This is a genomic window from Nostoc sp. DedQUE05, assembly GCF_034530955.1.
Lineage (GTDB): Bacteria > Cyanobacteriota > Cyanobacteriia > Cyanobacteriales > Nostocaceae > Nostoc.
The window spans coordinates 120,543-138,316 of sequence record NZ_JAVRCB010000005.1; the positions used below are offsets into that span (position 1 = coordinate 120,543).

The window sequence follows — 17,774 nt, forward strand, 5'->3', positions numbered from 1 at the left end:
CCAATGCCCAATGCCCAATGTCCAATTCCCAATTCCCAATTCTTATAATGGTATTTTAGTGCTGATAAATCGGAGGTAAGTGCGATCGCTACGGTACACTGGCAGGAACGAGTTGGTAATCAAAGAGATTGGATTTGGCGTGGCTGGCAAACTCGCTACACTTACATTCGTCCTAGCCAAAGTCACCCCAATACAACACCGCTAATTTTGTTACATGGCTTTGGCGCTTCCATTGGTCATTGGCGACATAATTTAGAGGTGTTGGGTGAGCATCACACAGTTTACGCCATAGATATGTTGGGTTTTGGTGCTTCTGAAAAAGCCGCAGCTAATTACAGCATCGAACTCTGGGTTGAGCAAGTTTACGATTTCTGGAAAACATTTATCCGTCAACCAGCAATATTAATAGGCAATTCCAACGGTTCACTGATATCTATGGCCGCCGCCGCCGCCCACCCCGATATGGTGCTGGGTATGGTGATGATGAGTTTACCAGACCCGTCATTAGAACAAGAAGCAATTCCTCTTGTGCTGCGCCCACTTGTCACAGCAATTAAAAATGTTGTTGCTTCGCCGTTGATACTTAAACCTGTGTTTAACTTCGTGCGCCGTCCTGGGGTGCTGCGTCGCTGGGCACGTCTTGCATACGCTAACCCAGAAGCGATTACCGATGAACTGATCGAAATTTTAGCAGGGCCTCCCCAAGACCGGGGTTCTGCGAGGGCATTTAGTGCTTTATTCAAAGCGGCGATCGGAATTAACTTTAGCCCCAGTGTCAAGACAGTATTACCAACCTTAACAATTCCGATGCTTTTAATTTGGGGACAAAAAGATCGGTTTGTGCCGCCAGCCCTAGCTAGCCAATTTGCCCAGTATAACGAGAAGTTGGAACTGCTAAATCTGGAAGACGTAGGGCATTGTCCCCATGATGAATGTCCAGAACAAGTTAACCAAGCGATTTTAGATTGGATTGAGAGAGGAGTTAGGAGTTAGGAGTTAGGAGTTAGGAGTTAGGAGTTAGGAGTTTGAATTCTTCCCCGGCTCCCTCATCTCCCTCATCTCCCTCAAGCTTCTGCCTTCTTGCACCTAGCCAATCGTCGCTTGGTTAGTGTCAACATCTGTAGCACCATTTACAGAACGCGCCACAGAAACCATTTTGTTGAGAATTTCTTGACTGGGAACTTTACCTTTCAACACTACAGTGCTACCCGTCTGAGCCACCCAAAGGGTATTAACATCGTCGAGTTGGGGATCTTCATCAAATGCCAACGCTACCCGCTTTGCTAAACCACTTTGGTCATATTCTCCGCTTAATCCCAGACGTTCTGGGGGTATTGATTGCGTAGCACTAGCAACATCACTACTAGGAGCTTGCTGTATAGCCTGTGGAGCCGGATTTACTTCTGCATTTTGAGGTTTTTCCATGCCAAACAATCTTTGTAGCCAACCCATAAAAACTTTTCTCCTATTAGAAACCGATCAAATCTGAGTATAAAAGGTTTGCAACAAATGCTGCATCTGCCAACAAAAAGATATACATTCAATCAAATTCTTGCTTGCAGTAGGATTTCTAAACAATTTCTCGATTGGAAATGCAATGAGTGCAGCTCTTAAGTTTACAATAGGAGGTCGCACTGAAAATTTAGTGCGGTAGTAGGTCTAGCGTTGCCCTTTGCTAGTGTCTGCGTTACTCAATTCCTGCTCTAGCCTCTGTTGGCGAAGATGAAACATACCCTTTCAGTTCTCGTAGAAGATGAGGCGGGTGTTCTTTCCCGCATATCTGGTTTATTTGCGCGTCGCGGCTTTAATATTGAAAGCCTTGCTGTTGGCCCTGCTGAACAAGGAGGAGTCTCCCGAATTACAATGGTTGTCCCTGGTGACGATCGCGTGATCGAGCAACTCACTAAACAACTGTACAAGTTAGTCAATGTCTTAAAAGTCCAGGATATTACCGAAACTCCTTGTGTCGAGCGGGAATTGATGCTTTTGAAGGTGAATGCTAGTACCAGCAATCGCTCAGAAGTGATCGAATTGTCTCAGATTTTCCGGGCGCGAGTCGTGGATGTGGCGGAAGATTCTCTCACTTTAGAAGTTGTGGGAGATCCAGGTAAACTAGTAGCGATCGTGCAAGTATTACAAAAATTTGGTTTGAAAGAAATCGCTCGTACTGGCAAAATTGCCCTAACTCGTGAGTCAGGCGTGAATACTGAGTTACTCAAATCTTTGGAAGCAAAGGTTTAGTTGCAAATTTAAATCAAGACTCAGAAATACTCAAACGCAGCAGAAGTCATAGTGGCAATTGTTACTATGACTTCTATTTAGGGACTAGCAAAAAACAAATATTCAACTACCCACGAACCGCATAGTTTATAATTTATGTACAACTTTATGTACATTAACTAATATTGTTTTACAAAATCACATCCCCAACCGATGCGAGAAATGACTTTTTTAAGTTATTAGAGCTGGTAGTAGAAAATCATCAGGTGTATATGATCAACCGTCGTGATGGTGAAAATGTAGCCTTGATTGCTGAATCAGATTTAGTGAGTTTACTTGAGACGGTTTATCTTTTGCGATCGCCTGCTAATGCGCGTCGTTTACTGGATGCAATAGAGGAGTCGAAAACAGGTAACATCCAATCTCAAACGCTAGCAGAACTTCAGCAGGAGTTGGGGATTGAGCAAGAAGAAAAAAAAAGCCGAACCTATTGAAATTAAACCAGTTATTGTTAATCGCAATCCTGGTTTTAGTTCTCAATTTAAAGAAGATTTAGCTTGGTGGTTTAAGCAGGATTTTCAGAAAGCATCGAAAATGTTAGATTTGGTTACGGCTGTAATGCAAGACCCCTTTGAGGGGATTGGTAAACCAGAACCATTAAAATATATGGATGCAGATATTTGGTCGCGGCGAATTGATTTAGAACATCGGCTTGTATATCGGGTGGGAAACACTCAGATTGATTTTTTAGCTTATCGGTATCATTACGAATAAGGGCTGATTAACTACCTTTCAATTTTGGCGATTGCTTCTTCTGGTGAGACATTACCATAAATCACAGACATAATCCCTGGCAAGTATTCATCCATCATCGTCACGTTGGCGTAAACCACCCGTTGAATAAGTGCAAAACTGAGTCTGTCACCTTCAACATCAATACTAGTTTTGTAGCTAATTTCGCCATCGGTAAAATCTAACTCAAAATTGCCGATCATCATGCCAGAATTAGCTCTAGTTAAAAACTCTGCTACAGCCAGCCGCTTATTTTCTGGTGAATTGACTGGACAAATTGAATAAAAAACGAATTGATTTTGTTCGCTTCTGGCTCTAGCGTAACAATTCCATTTGCCATTTTCGCCTTGGAACAATATTTGTAAAGCTGGCTGTCCTGGAAGTTGTACAAAGGGCCAATCATCAGCTTGGAAAAAATTGATTATTTCTTCAAAAATACTACCATCTGTAGAATCTGAGGGCAAATCTGCCTCTATTTTTTGTGTTATTTCATCTTGGTTAATATCAGCAAATTCAGTCAAAAATTTATCGATCCTTTCTAGCATTTTTGCAGATGCTTTCTGAGTTTTTACAGATAAATTAGCTTCAGTCCAATCTTTAAAAAAGTTGACAATACCTTCAGCAATTCCTTCACCGTTCGTGCTTGTTTGAGCTAGTTTTTCTGGACTAATATAAGACCAAAAAGTACGATAGCCGATTTCGCCTGATTCTTGTTGCTGTTTAACAGATAAACCTAACCAACTTTCGGTGGAAAGGATTTGATTATCAGGTTGTTCTTGACTTAAATTCAGGATATATTTTGCCGTTGCATCAATATTGACAGCGTGTTCTGCTAGTAGTGGTAATAAATCGGGTTTCAGACTGGTTTCGATGGTGATGTCTGGTTCGCGGAGAAATTTGTCAGATGATAGAGGGTTACGCACAGCTGGTTTAAGATTGAATAAAGCGGTGGTATCGATGCGTTGGTAGAGTTGTGGGTTGACTTGGAAGGTGAGACGACACACAATGAGTTCGTTGTTTTGTTTGGTGAGAGTGAGTGCGATCGCGCGAACGGTTAAGGGAGATTGGCAGGAGTCGTGTAGGGTTAAGTCGGTGTTGATTTGATGATCATCTGTTTTAGCGATCGCGTACATATATGGTTATTTGACAATTAATGATTTTGCTGTAATAATTCAGCATCTAATTAGTAGCGATTGTAATGTCTGGTTCTCTTAGGAATTAGCCAGATGATAGGGGGTTATGCCCATCTGATTTGAGATTGAATCAGGTGGCAGTGTCAATAGTTACCACTTTTGAAAGTCCACTCTACTTGTTGTAGAGGTTAGCCAGGTTTTCAAGAATCTCACTAATTTCTTCCCATTCATGTTGTGTCGCAAGGTAGCGTGCTGCATCCACTACAGATATTAGAGCTTCGCCCTGGAAATTGTAAGACCAGAATGCAGCGCTGATCAGAGCATCAAAGGCGCGTGCTGGTTCACCCGATTCATCTAAGTTTTTGGCTGCTTCAACATGAGCCAAACCATTATATGTTTTGCCCTCGTTAGCTAAAGTTATTGTCGCTGTCCAAATCGGATCGCGTTTCCATTCTTGCAATACCGAATCCTGCTGTTTTACCAGAATCTGCGCCGCCTTAGCTACCCTTAAATCAGCATTACCACCGAGTTTGAAGATATGTTCAATTGTGCGGGAGGTGCTTGTATCTATAGAAGCAGGAAGTTTAGCAACCTCCCAAGCTGCAAGTTGCTGTTCTTCAATATTTTTCTTCAACTGGTTACTGATCTGTAGCGCTACAACTGCTGCTGCATTTCTCCAAGTACCAAGCCGATCGGGAAGCGGAATAGCTACTACCTGCTTAGTTATTGCTTGATGCAGGTATTTTCGATATAGTAGGTGTTGCGGATTTGAGTCTAAACGCTCCAAACTTTCACACGCAGCTTCCTGAACAACTGCTGCATTGTCGCTTTGTGGATATAATTTGTCATCGAAGATGACTGACTCCAGCCCTTCGAGATGATCCTCTCCACCCATTGCAACATGGAGTTCGATCAGTTCGTCCTTTACCTCCGGCCACAACTCACGTAGAGATTCCTTCCCACGGCGTAATTTATACAACTTATATCTATAAATGAGCATTGGTAGGGCCGTACTTAAAGAAGTAGATACAGTAACAATTTGGTTTTGAGAGCAGACAACTACAGGACTCTGCGCTAAGACTTTACCAGGTAAAAGGCGAATACCAACTATCTCCTTGCCAAAGGTATCTGTAAAAGGAAGAACTCTGGCGAAAGGAAGTACACTCCACGTACCTTGATTAACCAAACTGATACGCTGCTCTGGTTGGATATTAAAGTCTATTTTAGTTGCTTTGCGGGTACTTTCGCTCAAGTTGAATGTTGAGGGATCAAAAGAACAGGTTAAGGAAAGCCGAGTCATGTCGATGTCTGCTCCTTTTGTCAAGCTAAATGTTAGCTATTGTCAGCTTTTCATTTTATTTTGTCAGCTATGTGTCAGATTTACTCCTTCCTTATGTAATATTTTATGAAACTAAAGTTTAAATTTAGTACCAAAAATCAATTGGTATTCATTTTTTTGAGATGAAACCATAATACCTAATGTATTGGTCTATAAATTGGTTCCCATGTTTGTTCTGCTAGATCCTCCAAATCATTCATAGCTGCGTTTTTATTCTTTGAGCTACCATCTACTTTGCTGGCATCCAAAGCTAACTTTACTTTAGTTTTATCAAAGTGGTAGGCGTCATTAAAAGCTCGCTCAAGTAAATTGTTTAACTGATCTTTGGTGTTTTCTAAGATTCTTTCTCTATCATCATCGTCAATATCCTTGAATTCTTTTTCTGCATCACTCAAGATAATTTCAGTAACTTTCTTTTGGTTAGGTGATTGGGCTTTGTTTTTAATTTCTTGGTAACAAGCTGCTAAAAAATCTCTCCAGTTATTCGTCCTTGGATTCACAAGAAGCTTTTTCTGAGTGGCATCCATAACCCTTATCCGCTTCTGTTGAGTCAGTTGCTGCTCTGCATCTAGATGTTTTGCGAGTGGTTCTTTCAATTTGCTGTTATGCACAGCTGTTGAACTCTTTTTATGAGTATCTTCGTGAATTAGAATCGCGCTAAGTCCCACACCTTCTTTATTAATATTGTTGAGTTCAGCAACGCGAGTATTAAGATTATTTGCCAGATCCTTAGCAGCATTATCATCTTTGAAAGGTTTATTTTTCAGCTTTTTGATGATTGCTTCCAAATCCTGACTGATGGCAACTTTTAGTCCTTTAGCAGGAACGTGGTGAGAATGGCGTGGTGGTTTGCGACCCTTAACTACATCCTTCACCACGTGTTTACCGACAATCGGGGCGGGATTGTCATATAATTTGGGTTTGGAAACCTTGTCTTTCTTCGCCTTAGGATTGATTTCACCCTCAAGATGAGCAGTTGTTTGCTCTTCAGCATCTTTGTCAATGACAAGTTTGCACGAAGTCATCTTATATTTAGCTTTAATTTTAGGCAGACGCTTCTCGACATCTTCAAATGAAAGTTTATCATTGAGCATCAGTGTTTGAGCTTCTGCTAAAGCTGCCTTAAGGTCAGCTTGTTTCTTCTCCATTGTCCGCTCATCAGCTTTGCCATTTCTGGCTTGCCTTTCTTTGTGTTTATCCTTGCCAGACCTAAATCTATCCTTAATTTTATTGCCAAACTTGTGAAACTTATCCTTAACAGATTTTTTCTTATTCTCAACCCATTTCTGACCGGCTTCCTTCTTATCTTCAACCCATTGCTTACCTGCTTTATATTTCTCCTTCGCCGTATCTTTAGCAGCGTTGAATTTCTTTCCAACCTTACTCTTGTTAAATTTGTTGCCAACTTTCTTAAACGCCTTCGCACCTTTATCAATTACCCAATCAACTGCTTTTTCCATCGGTTTACGCAGCTTCTTGAATATTGCTTGAACCTTGCCAGCAATTCCATCTAAGCCCAAAAGACTTGCTAGGAAACTGATCGCAACTGGTAAAGATTTAGCTAGGGCATTTTCAACGCCTTTGATTGCTTGATCGATCGCACCACTAGCGATCGCACCAATCGCATCCAGTATCGCATTAATTAAATCGGCAATCTGCTGGGCGCGTTCAATAAAGAATTTGACAATTTCATAAATCGCCTTAGCAGCTTTGATAAATGCTGAAGCCGGAGTCAACAAGCTGAGAATCCACTCAATCCCGGCTGTAATCACCTTTTCAATAATAAAATTCTTGATGGGTTCAATCACCAAAGCGTTGAGGTCGCCCATCTTCTTTTGGACAAACTCCCACATCCCAGCCACTCCCTGACTGGCTAAAACTTGAAATACATCAACAGTTTGTTCCAATCGGCTGACCTTTTCTTCACCCAATCGTTTCACAGCTTGGGCACGAATTGCTTCATAAGTGAAGCCTAAAAGCTGCATCGCTAGGCTAAAGATTCCTTTAAGGTCGAAGTTTTCTGGCATTTCAATACCAGTTTCTGCCATTGTGCCTGTCAGCCAGCCAATTAATCCTTGTTGGAGGTGCTTCCCGATGTTATTCATGAAGTTGAGGAAGCCTTGCTTCACCGCCTGGATCAAATTAGTCAAGAAACCAATCGGGTCTTTGAGGATTTGCCCAACTACGCCAGCAACTCGCGCTAGCACTTGCAAAAGCATTTTGGTCAGTTCGACGATCGTCTTGATGACTCCCACGATGAAGTCGAAAGCTTTTTGAATAAAACCTTTATTTGCTGCCTTCATCTCTTCAATGCGGGCATCAACAGCTTCCAAGTTTTCTTTGTATTTCTGCGCTAAGGTGTCAATTAGCTCATCTTGCTTATCGTCAACACTTTGTTGCAATTCTGCAAATTTGCTGTCAATGTCTGCGGCAGCTTGTTGACCAACTCCTTTTAAGTCTTGTGGCAGTTTGTTGATATAATTCTGAATCTCCTGCTTACCATTGGCTATTTCTGCTTTGGCTTGGGTCAGTCCTTTACTGATAATGGCGACAACTTTGTTAATCACACCATCCATCTGATTAATATAAAGCTGCCGACCCTCTTGATAGAAGGCGTTCACCTCTGAGGGCATACCAAACAATTTGTCTTTCAGCCATTTTGCTGGCCCAAAAAAGCCACTGTAGCGATCGCTCTTATAATCGTCCATCCGCTTGCCAACGTAATCCTCGAAGGCTTTTTTGGCGTCAGCAGCACCAGCATCAAAGGCTTGTATAACTTGAGTGTCTAGTTCGCTGAGGGTTTTCTCAACTTTGCTTTTGGTCTTGTCATAAATCTTATTAATATCACCAGCAACTTTTGCCCGTGCTTGCTCATCCTTGCTCTTGGCACCCACCTGCTGCTCCCCTACCTGACCGAGGTTTTGGGTACGGATACCGTGCATTGTTTGTAAATGCTGCTGGGCTGTAGCTGACGCCGTAGCTTGAGCGGTTGCGAGTATCCCTTGCTCTTGTTGGCGATATTGTGGCGGTGCTTCTTGGGCATTGGTTTGAGCGTCTTTCTTGGCTGCGAGTGCGCCTTGAAACTCCGGTTCATTGGAGTTTGCCAATTGCTCCTCAGTAATATCCGCCTCTTTCATCTGCTGGTCAAGTTTTTTACTGTCATTTTGCAGTGGTGCTTCGACTTCACCTTGTCCTTTAGATTTGGGTGCGGCTTTATCTGCATCAACACCTGTTGGCGGTGTCCCTGGTTCATTCTTGGGCAGTGGTGTTACTTGTTTAGCCTCAATCCCACTGGCATCAGGTTTTTCTTTAGTTTTTTCTTCTAATTGACCCTGAGAGCTTTTCTGTTCTTCTTTAACCTGACCGCTCAAATCGCTTTTAACAGAGTCCAGTTTATTGTTATTTTTAAAGTTGTCCGCTTCTTCCAAGTTCTTGGGAGCCATATCAGCAATGCGCTGCATCAATTTGGCTTTGAAGGCGGCAGCGTCAAATCCTGGTGTTGGGGCCTGTTGCATCTGTCCAACTTGATTGGCTTGCGCTTTGCTGTCTACTTCATTACCTGGGGGTTGAGCTGCCGCTTGGGCTTCTTGGGCTTTGCTATTAGCAGGTGGGTGTTTTTTCTCAAGTCCTGCAACCTCTTTTGTTGTGCCGACTACCGCTTGAAATGCTGGGTCATCTTCAGGGGAAGTGGGAGCCTTTTTCCCATCAGCTGCATCAGGTAATTTTACTGTGGTGCCGGCTACATTTGCTCTTGGTAATCCAGCGATCGCTTTCCCTGCGTTTCCTCCAGATAAATCTGCGTTTACCTTACCTACATCTGCTCCTTTGCTTTGAGCTTGCTGTTGAGAATCGACCTTTTCTGTATTAACTTTAATATCTTTTGACTCAAGCTCTTTTGGTTGATTTCCCCCAACCTCAACTTGTTTCTGAGTTACTGCTGCACCAACTTTTTTTGTTGGAGGTGGGTCTGTTGCCGCGTTTCCACCATTATCTGGAGGTGTAGCGATAGCTTGATGTTTTTCTGTTGTAGGCTGATTTTGTTGTTCGCCTTTTTCCGTATCAGTTTTGGACTCTAATTTTTTTTGGTTGTCTTCGTCACTTGGTTTTTGGAAATTCTCTCGCAGTTGGATAGCTAGTCCATGCCTCGCAGATGTTGTCGGCACTTTTGTCTGGAGTTTATTTTCTTTTGGTGCTACATGAAGAGATTTCGGCTGCACTGCACTGCCATTCTGCTGGACAACGTGCGTCAATTCATGGGCCAGTAACTCCTTGCCTGCATCACTTCCAGGAGAGTATTCGCCTTGACGGAAGAACACATCCTGCCCTGTGGTAAAAGCACGAGCTTGTATAGATTCATTTAAACGATCAGATTGAGCATCAGTATGAACCCGGACGCTACCGAAATCAGCCCCAAATGCTTGCTCCATTGGGTGCTTGATATCATCTGCAAGTGGCTGCCCATTGCCACGTGCTTGTTGGATTGAAGTTTCTAGCTCAGATGTTGCGGCTGTCCTTCCTCCACCCTGACGCTGCACCAAAGGAGTAATAGAATCCGCCAGGGATTTCATTTGTAATTGGTCTTCTTCCTCTGGTAATGCCTCCCGTTGGATAGATTGCACAGGTTCGCTCATCCTCTGCATCACCAATTGGGCGACACTATCAGCCTCCTGCTCATAAATGTCTCCAGGTTGGCTAACTGTCAGTTTTGTTTGTGGACGCCGCAGTGATATTCGACTAATGTCATGTTCAAGCGGTTTGCTTGGGGATTTTACCTCATTCATTATCTGGGATGAAGTACCAAGCGGCTTCATTTGCAATTCTTCTTCTGGTAGTTCCTCCCGTTGTAGCAAGGGAATTTCTCCCCAAGATTTCATTTGTACTTCTTCTAGCAGTTCTTCGCGCTGAATACTGCCCTCTGGTTTCATTTGCAATTCTTCTTCATCAGATAATTCTTCTCGCTGAAGTTTCCCACTCTGTGGCTGATGAATTCTTTGCATCACCTGACGTGCTGTTTGGTCAGTTTCCTGCTCGTACTTGTCTCCAGGCTCCCCAATCGTCAGTTTTCCTTGAATTAGTGTTGATGTATTTGGTCTTCTGACTGGAATATTGGCAAAGTTATGACCAAATCGAGTTGCTTTTTCCAGCCGAGAATTCAAAGATCGATCCATCTTGGCTTGCAATACAGTCAGCCGTTCTTGTCCCTCTGGCGTAATCGTCCGATGCTTGGCTTGTAATTCCAATCCAGTTACTTCCATCTTTTCTTCAGCTTCATTCTCTACATCCGTTTGTGTCACGGGCGTAAAAGATGCTTTTTGAGTTTGGCCACCAAACGGTCTATAGGCCAATTGAGGAGTTTGTTCTGGTGCTTGAAAATTAGAAAAGCTGGATGAGGGACTTTTGAGGGATTTCATCGGTTTTGATTGCAACTATTGACGATTAAATTTGTCAAGGTGATTAGTTTTGATTATCATTTACCCAAAATTGCAATTATCAAGATAATTTTAGAACGCTAATCAATTAGAAATAATTAAGATGTGTTACTCCTCGAGATAAGTACTGGCTTGTAAAGAGTCTCATGTCGAATAAAGGAGAACACGCAGCCGTGTTCCCCTAGTCACGAGGAAAAGTATCCTTGAATCTGCCTTTTGATATTAGTACTTTCTTAAGTTGACAATGTTTTTATGCAAAACTGACTCCTAGTGTATAAGTAAAATCAGGATTAGAATTGCTACCAGAGAAATTTTAAATTAGATGATGAAAATATCACCTCCATCAAGATAGTTATCATTGATACCGCGATCGAGATAGTCATTACTGGAGTTGAGACTAGTTATCGGTGCGAAACTGCTGAACAAATCAGATATAAAAATTTGTTAATAATCACTAGTTAGTACATATAACCAAGCCAGTTTTAACTATACTATCCCGCTAAATTTGATAGGACAATTAAAAATCATCCTCAAACTTAATTGATAGTAATAACTTCAAGCAAAACTGTGATAACTTATTTTATTTTTGAGAGTATCTCGGCTAATAATAGTTAAATTATGAGCGATAATTTCCCAGGCAACCCAATTGAAAAATTGAGCATATATAGCCGTTCTAAACACCTCTAAAGCTTCAGTAATAGTGTTCAGAGGCTTGTTAGCCCACCTTAGCCTTAAGGGAGTATCACAGCAAAAATAAAGGAAGAAACTCACGAATAATCTAGTTTTTTTTCCCTCTTTTTGCAAAATGGGATGCTCCCGTTTCCTGGCGATATTTTTTGTCATGTTACTATTAACGTCTTAACCTTAGATGTTTAGCCATAGCTAAGATCGCAAAAAAAGTGATGAAAACGATAATTTTTTGTACAACGATACAAGTAGGAATCTCAGCAATCATAGGATTGCTCTGGGCAATAATTTATCTACTGTATAGCCAAAATATTCAAGTAACTCTCAAGTTGTTTTTCTACTCATTTTTGGGAGGATTGTTTGGTGGAATAGTTGGTGGTTTTATTGGTCACTGAAAGCGCCAGTTGGCTTCTTTGGATTTCAATTTTTTGGATTATAGGCATTATTGAAGGAGCAGTTTTAGGAGGATTGATTTTCATCAGATTTTATTCATAATCCGTTCTGGATAAGTACGTATTTATAGATCCTATTCGTGCGTATTTTTGGATTTTTGTCGAATTTCGGTCTTTTATGTTTGTTATGTGTTTAACTATAAACTTTTACGGCTCATAATACTATACATATATAAATGGAAACTCAAAGTCTCATAGCAATCGTAACGATTCCAACAGGAATTTTAGGAACGCTTGGAGCAATCTGGGCAATATTTTATTTCAGATATACCCAAAATATTCAAGCAAGTTTTGAATTGTTTTTCTACTTCTTTTGTGCTGATTTGATTGCTGGAATAGTTGGTCTAATTATTGGTTTTTTATTTCGAGGATTGTAGGTTAGTAAAGTATCAGGTTTGGGACGGACATTATTAGAAGGTTCTTTGAGAGAGAGTACGCTAGTAGTAGTTATTTTTTCATGCCCAAATAGCAATAGTCAATAGACATCTTGCAAAAGTAGCTTTTGCTTTCCGGTTGGAGAAAGGTTAAAGGTTACTGGGTTTGGGAAAATTCCATACCTTTACCCTTTAACCCTTCCCCTTTTCCCCACAAATGCCAAGAAGTCTAAAGTCGAAATCGGGATCGTCCCCTGGTTGAACTGTGGCAATCTGGGCTGAAGGATTAATGTTTGAGCCTGATGATAAGCAACCTAACCCTTCAGGACTGGCGAATGTATTGTTTGTACTTTATCCAGTATTTTCCCGCTCATAGAAAAGTGAAGTTGTCACTATCAAGTGTGAGACCCACTACCCCCTGCACAATACCGATGATTTCATCTTGCTCTGCTCCCAGTTTGTCTAAGAATATTCGTGTGTTACTTCCAACAACTTGCAAGCGGTAATCTTGTGAAAATCCGTTGAGTTCTATTCGGTCTTGGCTAGAGTTGAAGTCAGTAATAAAAGCCAAGTCTCCAAAACCAGGATTCGTAGTATTGTTATCGTCGTAGAAAACGTTTTCAGCGTCCCCCAGGATAAATCTATCTGCCCCGGCCCCGCCAGTCAAGTTATCAATTTCCCCTAATCCAGGTGGAAGCGGACTACCAGGAAAAGTACCGATGAGGATATCATTTCCAGATCCCCCATTGAGGATATCATTGCCCGGCCCGCCTTGTAGGCTATCATTGCCGTCCTCACCATTGAGAATATCGTCGCCATTACTACCGTCTAGCGTATCATCGCCTACTCTTGCATTTAGAGTGTTATTAGAAGTATTACCAAAAAGAAAGTTGTTAAGACTGTTACCTATCCCGGTAAGGTTGCCACCTTCTCTCAGCCTCAGATTCTCCAGATTGGCTCCTAATGTGTAGCTTACAGAAGACCGGACGGTATCTATGCCTGAATTCGCAGCCTCTGTAATGATATCAAGAGTAGTGTCAAAAAAGTAACTATCGTCACCTGCACCACCTTTTAAAGTATCATTTCCTATACCCCCATTCAGTGTGTCATCGCCATTATTACCGGATAATTGATTATTTTGGTTATCGCCAACAATGTTGTCATTTGCATTTGTGCCGATGACATTATCAAAGTTGACTGCGGTAAATGACAATGTTCCCAAACCAGGAACGTTATTAGCAGTCAAACTTCGGCTTTGCAGGTTAACGGCGATAGATACTCCAGCTAAAGATTGGGATGCATCGATGGTGTTGTTGGCAACATTAGCATTAGCAATAACCCTTTCTACTTTAAAGAGTAGGTCTTGTCCCAATCCTCCAGCTTTTTGAATGGTTCCAACACCTGATAAGGTAATGGTTTGACCTAGTTGACTGTAGTCTGCGGTATCAATGCCATCTCCGCCATCAATGTTGTCGTTACCCTGACTGGCTTTGAAGGTATCACTGCCTGCATCACCTTTTAGAGTGTCGTTTCCTGTGCCCCCATCAAGTGTATCATTGCCATTATTACCGGATAATTGGTTATTTTGATTGTCACCAGTAATGGTGTCATTTCCATTTGTGCCGATGACATTATCAAAGTTAACTGCGGTAAATGACAATCTTCCTAAACCAGGAACGTTATTAGCAGCTAAACTTTGGGTTTGTAGGTTAACGGCGATAGATACCCCAGCCAAAGATTCGGATGCATCTATAGTGTTGTTGGCAACATTAGGATTAGCAATCACCCTTTCTACTTTAAAGAGTAGGTCTTTTTCCAATCCCCCACCTTTTTGAATGGTTCCAACACCTGATAAGGTAATGGTTTGACCTAGTTGACTATAGTCTGCGGTATCAATGCCATCTCCGCCATCAATGTTGTCGTTACCCCGACTGCCTTTGAAGGTATCACTGCCTGCACCACCTTTTAGAGTATCGTTTCCTGTACCCCCATCAAGTGTGTCATTGCCATCTCCGCCGCTAAGACTGTCGTTCGCCGTGCCACCTGCGAGGGAATCGTTACCAGCCAAGCCATTCAAGATATCGTTACCGGAGGCAGTATTGGCGTTACCACCACTAGCCCAACCAACTATGGTGTCATTTCCCGAACTCCCATTTATCGTATCAGGATTTGTAGTACCGAAAACCATATTATCTCTCCTAAATTTCTCACTAAATATGTAAGTTCAGCATCAATGAAAGAACTATTTATCAGTTCCATGTAGCTTACTTGTAATTTGCGTAATTTCATGTTAAAAAACATTAACTATTTAGTTAGAAACTTCTCAATAAAAAATATCCAACTACTGGCTGTGGGAGCTTTGTAGCTTCTTATATTTTCTTCCCTAGTACCCAGAGGAGACTTCTAGTCGTTCCGTTGCTAAAATTTTGGATAGTCTCTAGTCTATAGAAATGCTCCGATACCGTAAGCAAACAATATTTATTATTATTTCTGTACTCATCGTTGTACCGATGGGATTTTTGTTTAAGTATTATAACGGCCCTGCTCATCACTGGTTTAATGACTACGGAGCAGCTGTATTTTACGAAATATTTTGGTGTCTGTTCGCATTTTGGTTTTTCAGAAGTTGGGCGGCAGTAATCCAAATTCCTATATGGGTTTTTGTCATCACCTGTATACTAGAATTCTTGCAACTTTGGCATCCGCCACTATTAGAGCAAATGCGCGCCACCTTGATAGGTAAATTGTTACTTGGTACAACTTTTGTTTGGTGGGATTTTCCTCATTATGTATTGGGTTCTGTTTTAGGCTGGTTATGGCTGCGACAATTACACAAAATAAGTTATGCAAAAAAAAGTCAAGGTTAAACCTAATTCAAAACAGCAAAAAATTGAAGAACAACCTGATGGTAGTCTGACTGTTTATTTAAAATCGCCCCCAGTTGATGGTAAGGCTAACGAAGAGTTAATTAAACTACTAGCAGATAAATTTGATGTACCCAAGTCTCATATCAGAATTAAGTCAGGTTTCTCCTCTCGGCAAAAGCTGATGGAAATCGATCCGAATACCTAACTGTTGCTTAATAATATCTTTTGTGAAGACTTTTCTGCTTTCTGAATGCGATCTACATTCCACCCAGGACATTCTCTACTAAAGACAAGAAACGAGAGATAGTAACTTGCTCTCATCTAATTTTTATGCCTTTGTAATACTGATATACCTTGGTTGAGTTTTGACTCTTCCTATCCAAGCTTGGATAGCAGGATATTGTGTTAAATCAAACCCACCTTCATCAGCTACATGAGTATAGGCGAACAAGGCAATATCAGCTATCGTATAACGTTCTCCGACAAAAAAATCTTGAGAAGTTAAGTGTTTATCCATCAAGTTAAGTGCTGCATAGCCTGGTTCGCGTTTTTGTTTGATAGCTTCACTGTATTCTTCAGTTTTACCTAAAATAGAAATCCAAAATCTTGATGTAGCAATAAAAGGCTCATGGCTATATTGTTCAAAACATAACCATTGCAGCACCTGCGCTCGTAAAAAACGGTCATAAGGTAAAAACTCTGTACCTTCACTGAGATAAACCAATATAGCATTTGATTCTGCCAAATATTTCCCTGGCTCGATTTCCAGAACAGGTATCTTACCGTTAGGATTTTTACTTAAAAATTCTGGTGTTCGAGTCTCGCCTTTCAAGATGTTAAGCTCTATCCTCTCAAAAGGCATACCTAGTTGTGTCAATAAAAGACGTATCTTATAACCATGACCAGAAGGTAAAAAATCGTACAGATGCAGTAGTTCCATGTTAAAATACAGTTAGGAATATGTTGAGAAGTAAAGGTTCAAAATACAATATTTTACCAAAAGATTTTCCCAAAACCGGATATTTTTTTTGTATTTAGGTTCTGAACGTACTACAGGAAATTATTCAAGAAAATAAAAAAATGTTATTTATTTCTAGTTTGAGATGTTTAATTTAGTTAATGGTCGAAAAGAAAACTATGTGTGGAAGATTTACTCTAAACTATTCGGCAGCAGGATTGTCTGAAGTTTTCCATGTCGAGTCAGTTCCCGATTTGGCAGCGGAATATAACATTGCGCCTACGCAAATGGTGGCGACAGTGTTACAAAATCCCGAAAACAAAAAGCGAGAATTTAAGCAGTTGCATTGGGGATTAATTCCGTCATGGGCGAAAGATGCAGGAATGGGGGCAAAGCTGATTAATGCTAGGGCAGAAACTGTTGCTGAAAAACCTGCTTTTCGTTCGGCTTTTAAGCACAGACGCTGTTTAGTGCTAGCTGATGGCTTTTATGAGTGGCAACGCCAACAAGGTAAGAAGCAGCCATTTTATTTTCGTCTCCAAGATGGGCAACCCTTCGGTTTTGCAGGTTTGTGGGAAAGATGGCGTTCGCCTGCTAACGAAGAAATAATTTCTTGTACAATTTTGACTACGGCAGCTAACGAATTACTCCAACCCATCCACGAGCGGATGCCAGTAATTCTAGAGCCACAAGATTACGATTTATGGCTAGATTCCCAAGTACAAACGGCCCAAACCCTACAGCAGCTATTGCGTCCTTATCCAGCGCCAGCAATGATTGCATATCCAGTTAGCACCTTGGTAAACAACTCTCGACATAATAGTTCAGAATGTATCGTACCCCTCAGTGAGAAGAACGCCCCCGCAAATCAGTTAAATTAACTATTGAGTGAACTATGGAATTGGGGAGACAAGCAGACAAGGGGATAAAAAAGCGTTTTCCCAATGCCCCATGCCCAATCCCCAATGCCCAATACCCAGAGAGAAATATGCCAAGAACACAAAAAAACGATAATTTTATTGACAAATCCTTTACTGTGATGGCGGATATCATTCTGAAGATCCTGCCAACTAACAAAAAAGCTAAAGAAGCGTTTGTTTATTATCGAGATGGGATGTCAGCCCAAGCGGAAGGGGAATATGCTGAGGCATTGGAATACTATGAAGAAGCTCTAACACTAGAGGAAGATACCAACGATCGCGGCTATATACTCTACAATATGGGGCTAATTTATGCCAGCAATGGCGACCACAACAAGGCTTTAGAACTATATCACAAGGCAATTGAGTTGAATCCACGTATGCCCCAAGCCTTGAATAATATCGCTGTGATTTATCACTACCAAGGCGAAAAAGAAAAAGAAGCTGGAGATAACGAGGCTGGCGAAGCACTTTTTGACCAAGCAGCAGACTATTGGATTCGTGCTATTCGCATGGCTCCCAATAACTACATCGAAGCTCAAAACTGGCTAAAAACCACCGGGCGATCGCAAATTGACGTATTCTTTTAGTCATTAGTCATTA

15 protein-coding genes are annotated in these 17,774 nt (G+C 41.4%); 9 read left to right on the top strand and 6 right to left on the bottom strand.

Going from position 1 to position 17,774, the window contains the following annotated elements:
• Positions 1–84: 84 nt before the first annotated feature.
• Positions 85–993 carry an alpha/beta fold hydrolase gene (locus RMZ42_RS05585; protein WP_322670528.1) on the top strand — a complete coding sequence of 303 codons (909 nt, stop codon included), beginning with the start codon at positions 85–87 and terminating at the stop codon, positions 991–993.
• A gap of 93 nt (positions 994–1,086) precedes the next feature.
• Here the strand turns inward: RMZ42_RS05585 and RMZ42_RS05590 are convergent, their stop codons facing one another.
• Positions 1,087–1,452: a BON domain-containing protein gene (locus RMZ42_RS05590; protein WP_322670464.1), complete on the bottom strand. Its 366-nt coding sequence runs from the start codon at positions 1,450–1,452 to the stop codon at positions 1,087–1,089.
• A 270-nt stretch (positions 1,453–1,722) separates the two neighbouring features.
• Here RMZ42_RS05590 and ilvN point away from each other — a divergent pair, with 270 nt between their 5' ends.
• From ilvN to RMZ42_RS05605, 3 genes are all read left to right on the top strand, one after another.
• Positions 1,723–2,241 (top strand): acetolactate synthase small subunit, encoded by a 519-nt coding sequence (gene ilvN / locus RMZ42_RS05595; protein WP_322670465.1) that lies wholly within the window; start codon positions 1,723–1,725, stop codon positions 2,239–2,241.
• Positions 2,242–2,402: 161 nt separating this feature from the next.
• Positions 2,403–2,714 (top strand): type II toxin-antitoxin system Phd/YefM family antitoxin, encoded by a 312-nt coding sequence (locus tag RMZ42_RS05600; RefSeq protein WP_322670529.1) that lies wholly within the window; start codon positions 2,403–2,405, stop codon positions 2,712–2,714.
• Positions 2,680–2,994, top strand: a complete 315-nt coding sequence (locus RMZ42_RS05605; protein ID WP_322670466.1) for a Txe/YoeB family addiction module toxin — start codon at positions 2,680–2,682, stop codon at positions 2,992–2,994. The genes RMZ42_RS05600 and RMZ42_RS05605 overlap by 35 nt, the downstream gene beginning before the upstream one ends.
• Before the next feature lie 11 nt (positions 2,995–3,005).
• Here RMZ42_RS05605 and RMZ42_RS05610 read toward each other — a convergent pair whose 3' ends face one another.
• The 3 genes from RMZ42_RS05610 to RMZ42_RS05620 all read right to left on the bottom strand — a co-directional run bounded on the left by RMZ42_RS05610 (position 3,006) and on the right by RMZ42_RS05620 (position 10,895).
• Positions 3,006–4,145: a YbjN domain-containing protein gene (locus RMZ42_RS05610; RefSeq protein ID WP_322670467.1), complete on the bottom strand. Its 1,140-nt coding sequence runs from the start codon at positions 4,143–4,145 to the stop codon at positions 3,006–3,008.
• A 172-nt stretch (positions 4,146–4,317) separates the two neighbouring features.
• Entirely contained in the window at positions 4,318–5,445 is a 1,128-nt protein-coding gene (locus RMZ42_RS05615; protein WP_322670468.1) for a hypothetical protein, read from the bottom strand.
• A gap of 176 nt (positions 5,446–5,621) precedes the next feature.
• Complete coding sequence (locus RMZ42_RS05620) at positions 5,622–10,895, bottom strand: eCIS core domain-containing protein (RefSeq protein ID WP_322670469.1); 5,274 nt, start codon at positions 10,893–10,895, stop codon at positions 5,622–5,624.
• A gap of 1,333 nt (positions 10,896–12,228) precedes the next feature.
• Between RMZ42_RS05620 and RMZ42_RS05625 the strand changes: the two genes are divergently transcribed.
• Entirely contained in the window at positions 12,229–12,429 is a 201-nt protein-coding gene (locus RMZ42_RS05625; RefSeq protein ID WP_322670470.1) for a hypothetical protein, read from the top strand.
• Between the two features lie 367 nt (positions 12,430–12,796).
• Here RMZ42_RS05625 and RMZ42_RS05630 read toward each other — a convergent pair whose 3' ends face one another.
• Positions 12,797–14,614 (bottom strand): calcium-binding protein, encoded by a 1,818-nt coding sequence (locus tag RMZ42_RS05630; RefSeq protein WP_322670471.1) that lies wholly within the window; start codon positions 14,612–14,614, stop codon positions 12,797–12,799.
• A 262-nt stretch (positions 14,615–14,876) separates the two neighbouring features.
• Here RMZ42_RS05630 and RMZ42_RS05635 point away from each other — a divergent pair, with 262 nt between their 5' ends.
• Both RMZ42_RS05635 and RMZ42_RS05640 read left to right on the top strand, forming a co-directional pair.
• Positions 14,877–15,293: a DUF2809 domain-containing protein gene (locus RMZ42_RS05635; RefSeq protein ID WP_322670472.1), complete on the top strand. Its 417-nt coding sequence runs from the start codon at positions 14,877–14,879 to the stop codon at positions 15,291–15,293.
• Entirely contained in the window at positions 15,271–15,498 is a 228-nt protein-coding gene (locus tag RMZ42_RS05640) for a DUF167 domain-containing protein (RefSeq protein WP_322670473.1), read from the top strand. The genes RMZ42_RS05635 and RMZ42_RS05640 overlap by 23 nt, the downstream gene beginning before the upstream one ends.
• 123 nt (positions 15,499–15,621) lie before the next feature.
• Here RMZ42_RS05640 and RMZ42_RS05645 read toward each other — a convergent pair whose 3' ends face one another.
• Entirely contained in the window at positions 15,622–16,233 is a 612-nt protein-coding gene (locus tag RMZ42_RS05645; protein WP_322670474.1) for a glutathione S-transferase family protein, read from the bottom strand.
• Between the two features lie 197 nt (positions 16,234–16,430).
• On the opposite strand from RMZ42_RS05645, the gene RMZ42_RS05650 reads away from it, so the two are divergent.
• Both RMZ42_RS05650 and RMZ42_RS05655 read left to right on the top strand, forming a co-directional pair.
• Positions 16,431–17,132 carry an SOS response-associated peptidase gene (locus tag RMZ42_RS05650; protein ID WP_322670475.1) on the top strand — a complete coding sequence of 234 codons (702 nt, stop codon included), beginning with the start codon at positions 16,431–16,433 and terminating at the stop codon, positions 17,130–17,132.
• Positions 17,133–17,239: 107 nt separating this feature from the next.
• Positions 17,240–17,761 (top strand): photosystem I assembly protein Ycf3, encoded by a 522-nt coding sequence (locus RMZ42_RS05655; RefSeq protein ID WP_322670476.1) that lies wholly within the window; start codon positions 17,240–17,242, stop codon positions 17,759–17,761.
• Positions 17,762–17,774: the final 13 nt, after the last annotated feature.

Bases quoted from the DNA above. Each gene is read 5' to 3' on its own strand.
- RMZ42_RS05615 (WP_322670468.1), bottom strand. From the start codon at position 5,445: ATGACTCGGCTTTCCTTAACCTGTTCTTTTGATCCCTCAACATTCAAC.
- ilvN (WP_322670465.1), top strand. From the start codon at position 1,723: ATGAAACATACCCTTTCAGTTCTCGTAGAAGATGAGGCGGGTGTTCTT.
- RMZ42_RS05610 (WP_322670467.1), bottom strand. From the start codon at position 4,145: ATGTACGCGATCGCTAAAACAGATGATCATCAAATCAACACCGACTTA.
- RMZ42_RS05650 (WP_322670475.1), top strand. From the start codon at position 16,431: ATGTGTGGAAGATTTACTCTAAACTATTCGGCAGCAGGATTGTCTGAA.
- RMZ42_RS05635 (WP_322670472.1), top strand. From the start codon at position 14,877: ATGCTCCGATACCGTAAGCAAACAATATTTATTATTATTTCTGTACTC.
- RMZ42_RS05655 (WP_322670476.1), top strand. From the start codon at position 17,240: ATGCCAAGAACACAAAAAAACGATAATTTTATTGACAAATCCTTTACT.
- RMZ42_RS05625 (WP_322670470.1), top strand. From the start codon at position 12,229: ATGGAAACTCAAAGTCTCATAGCAATCGTAACGATTCCAACAGGAATT.
- RMZ42_RS05645 (WP_322670474.1), bottom strand. From the start codon at position 16,233: ATGGAACTACTGCATCTGTACGATTTTTTACCTTCTGGTCATGGTTAT.
- RMZ42_RS05640 (WP_322670473.1), top strand. From the start codon at position 15,271: ATGCAAAAAAAAGTCAAGGTTAAACCTAATTCAAAACAGCAAAAAATT.
- RMZ42_RS05630 (WP_322670471.1), bottom strand. From the start codon at position 14,614: ATGGTTTTCGGTACTACAAATCCTGATACGATAAATGGGAGTTCGGGA.
- RMZ42_RS05620 (WP_322670469.1), bottom strand. From the start codon at position 10,895: ATGAAATCCCTCAAAAGTCCCTCATCCAGCTTTTCTAATTTTCAAGCA.
- RMZ42_RS05590 (WP_322670464.1), bottom strand. From the start codon at position 1,452: ATGGGTTGGCTACAAAGATTGTTTGGCATGGAAAAACCTCAAAATGCA.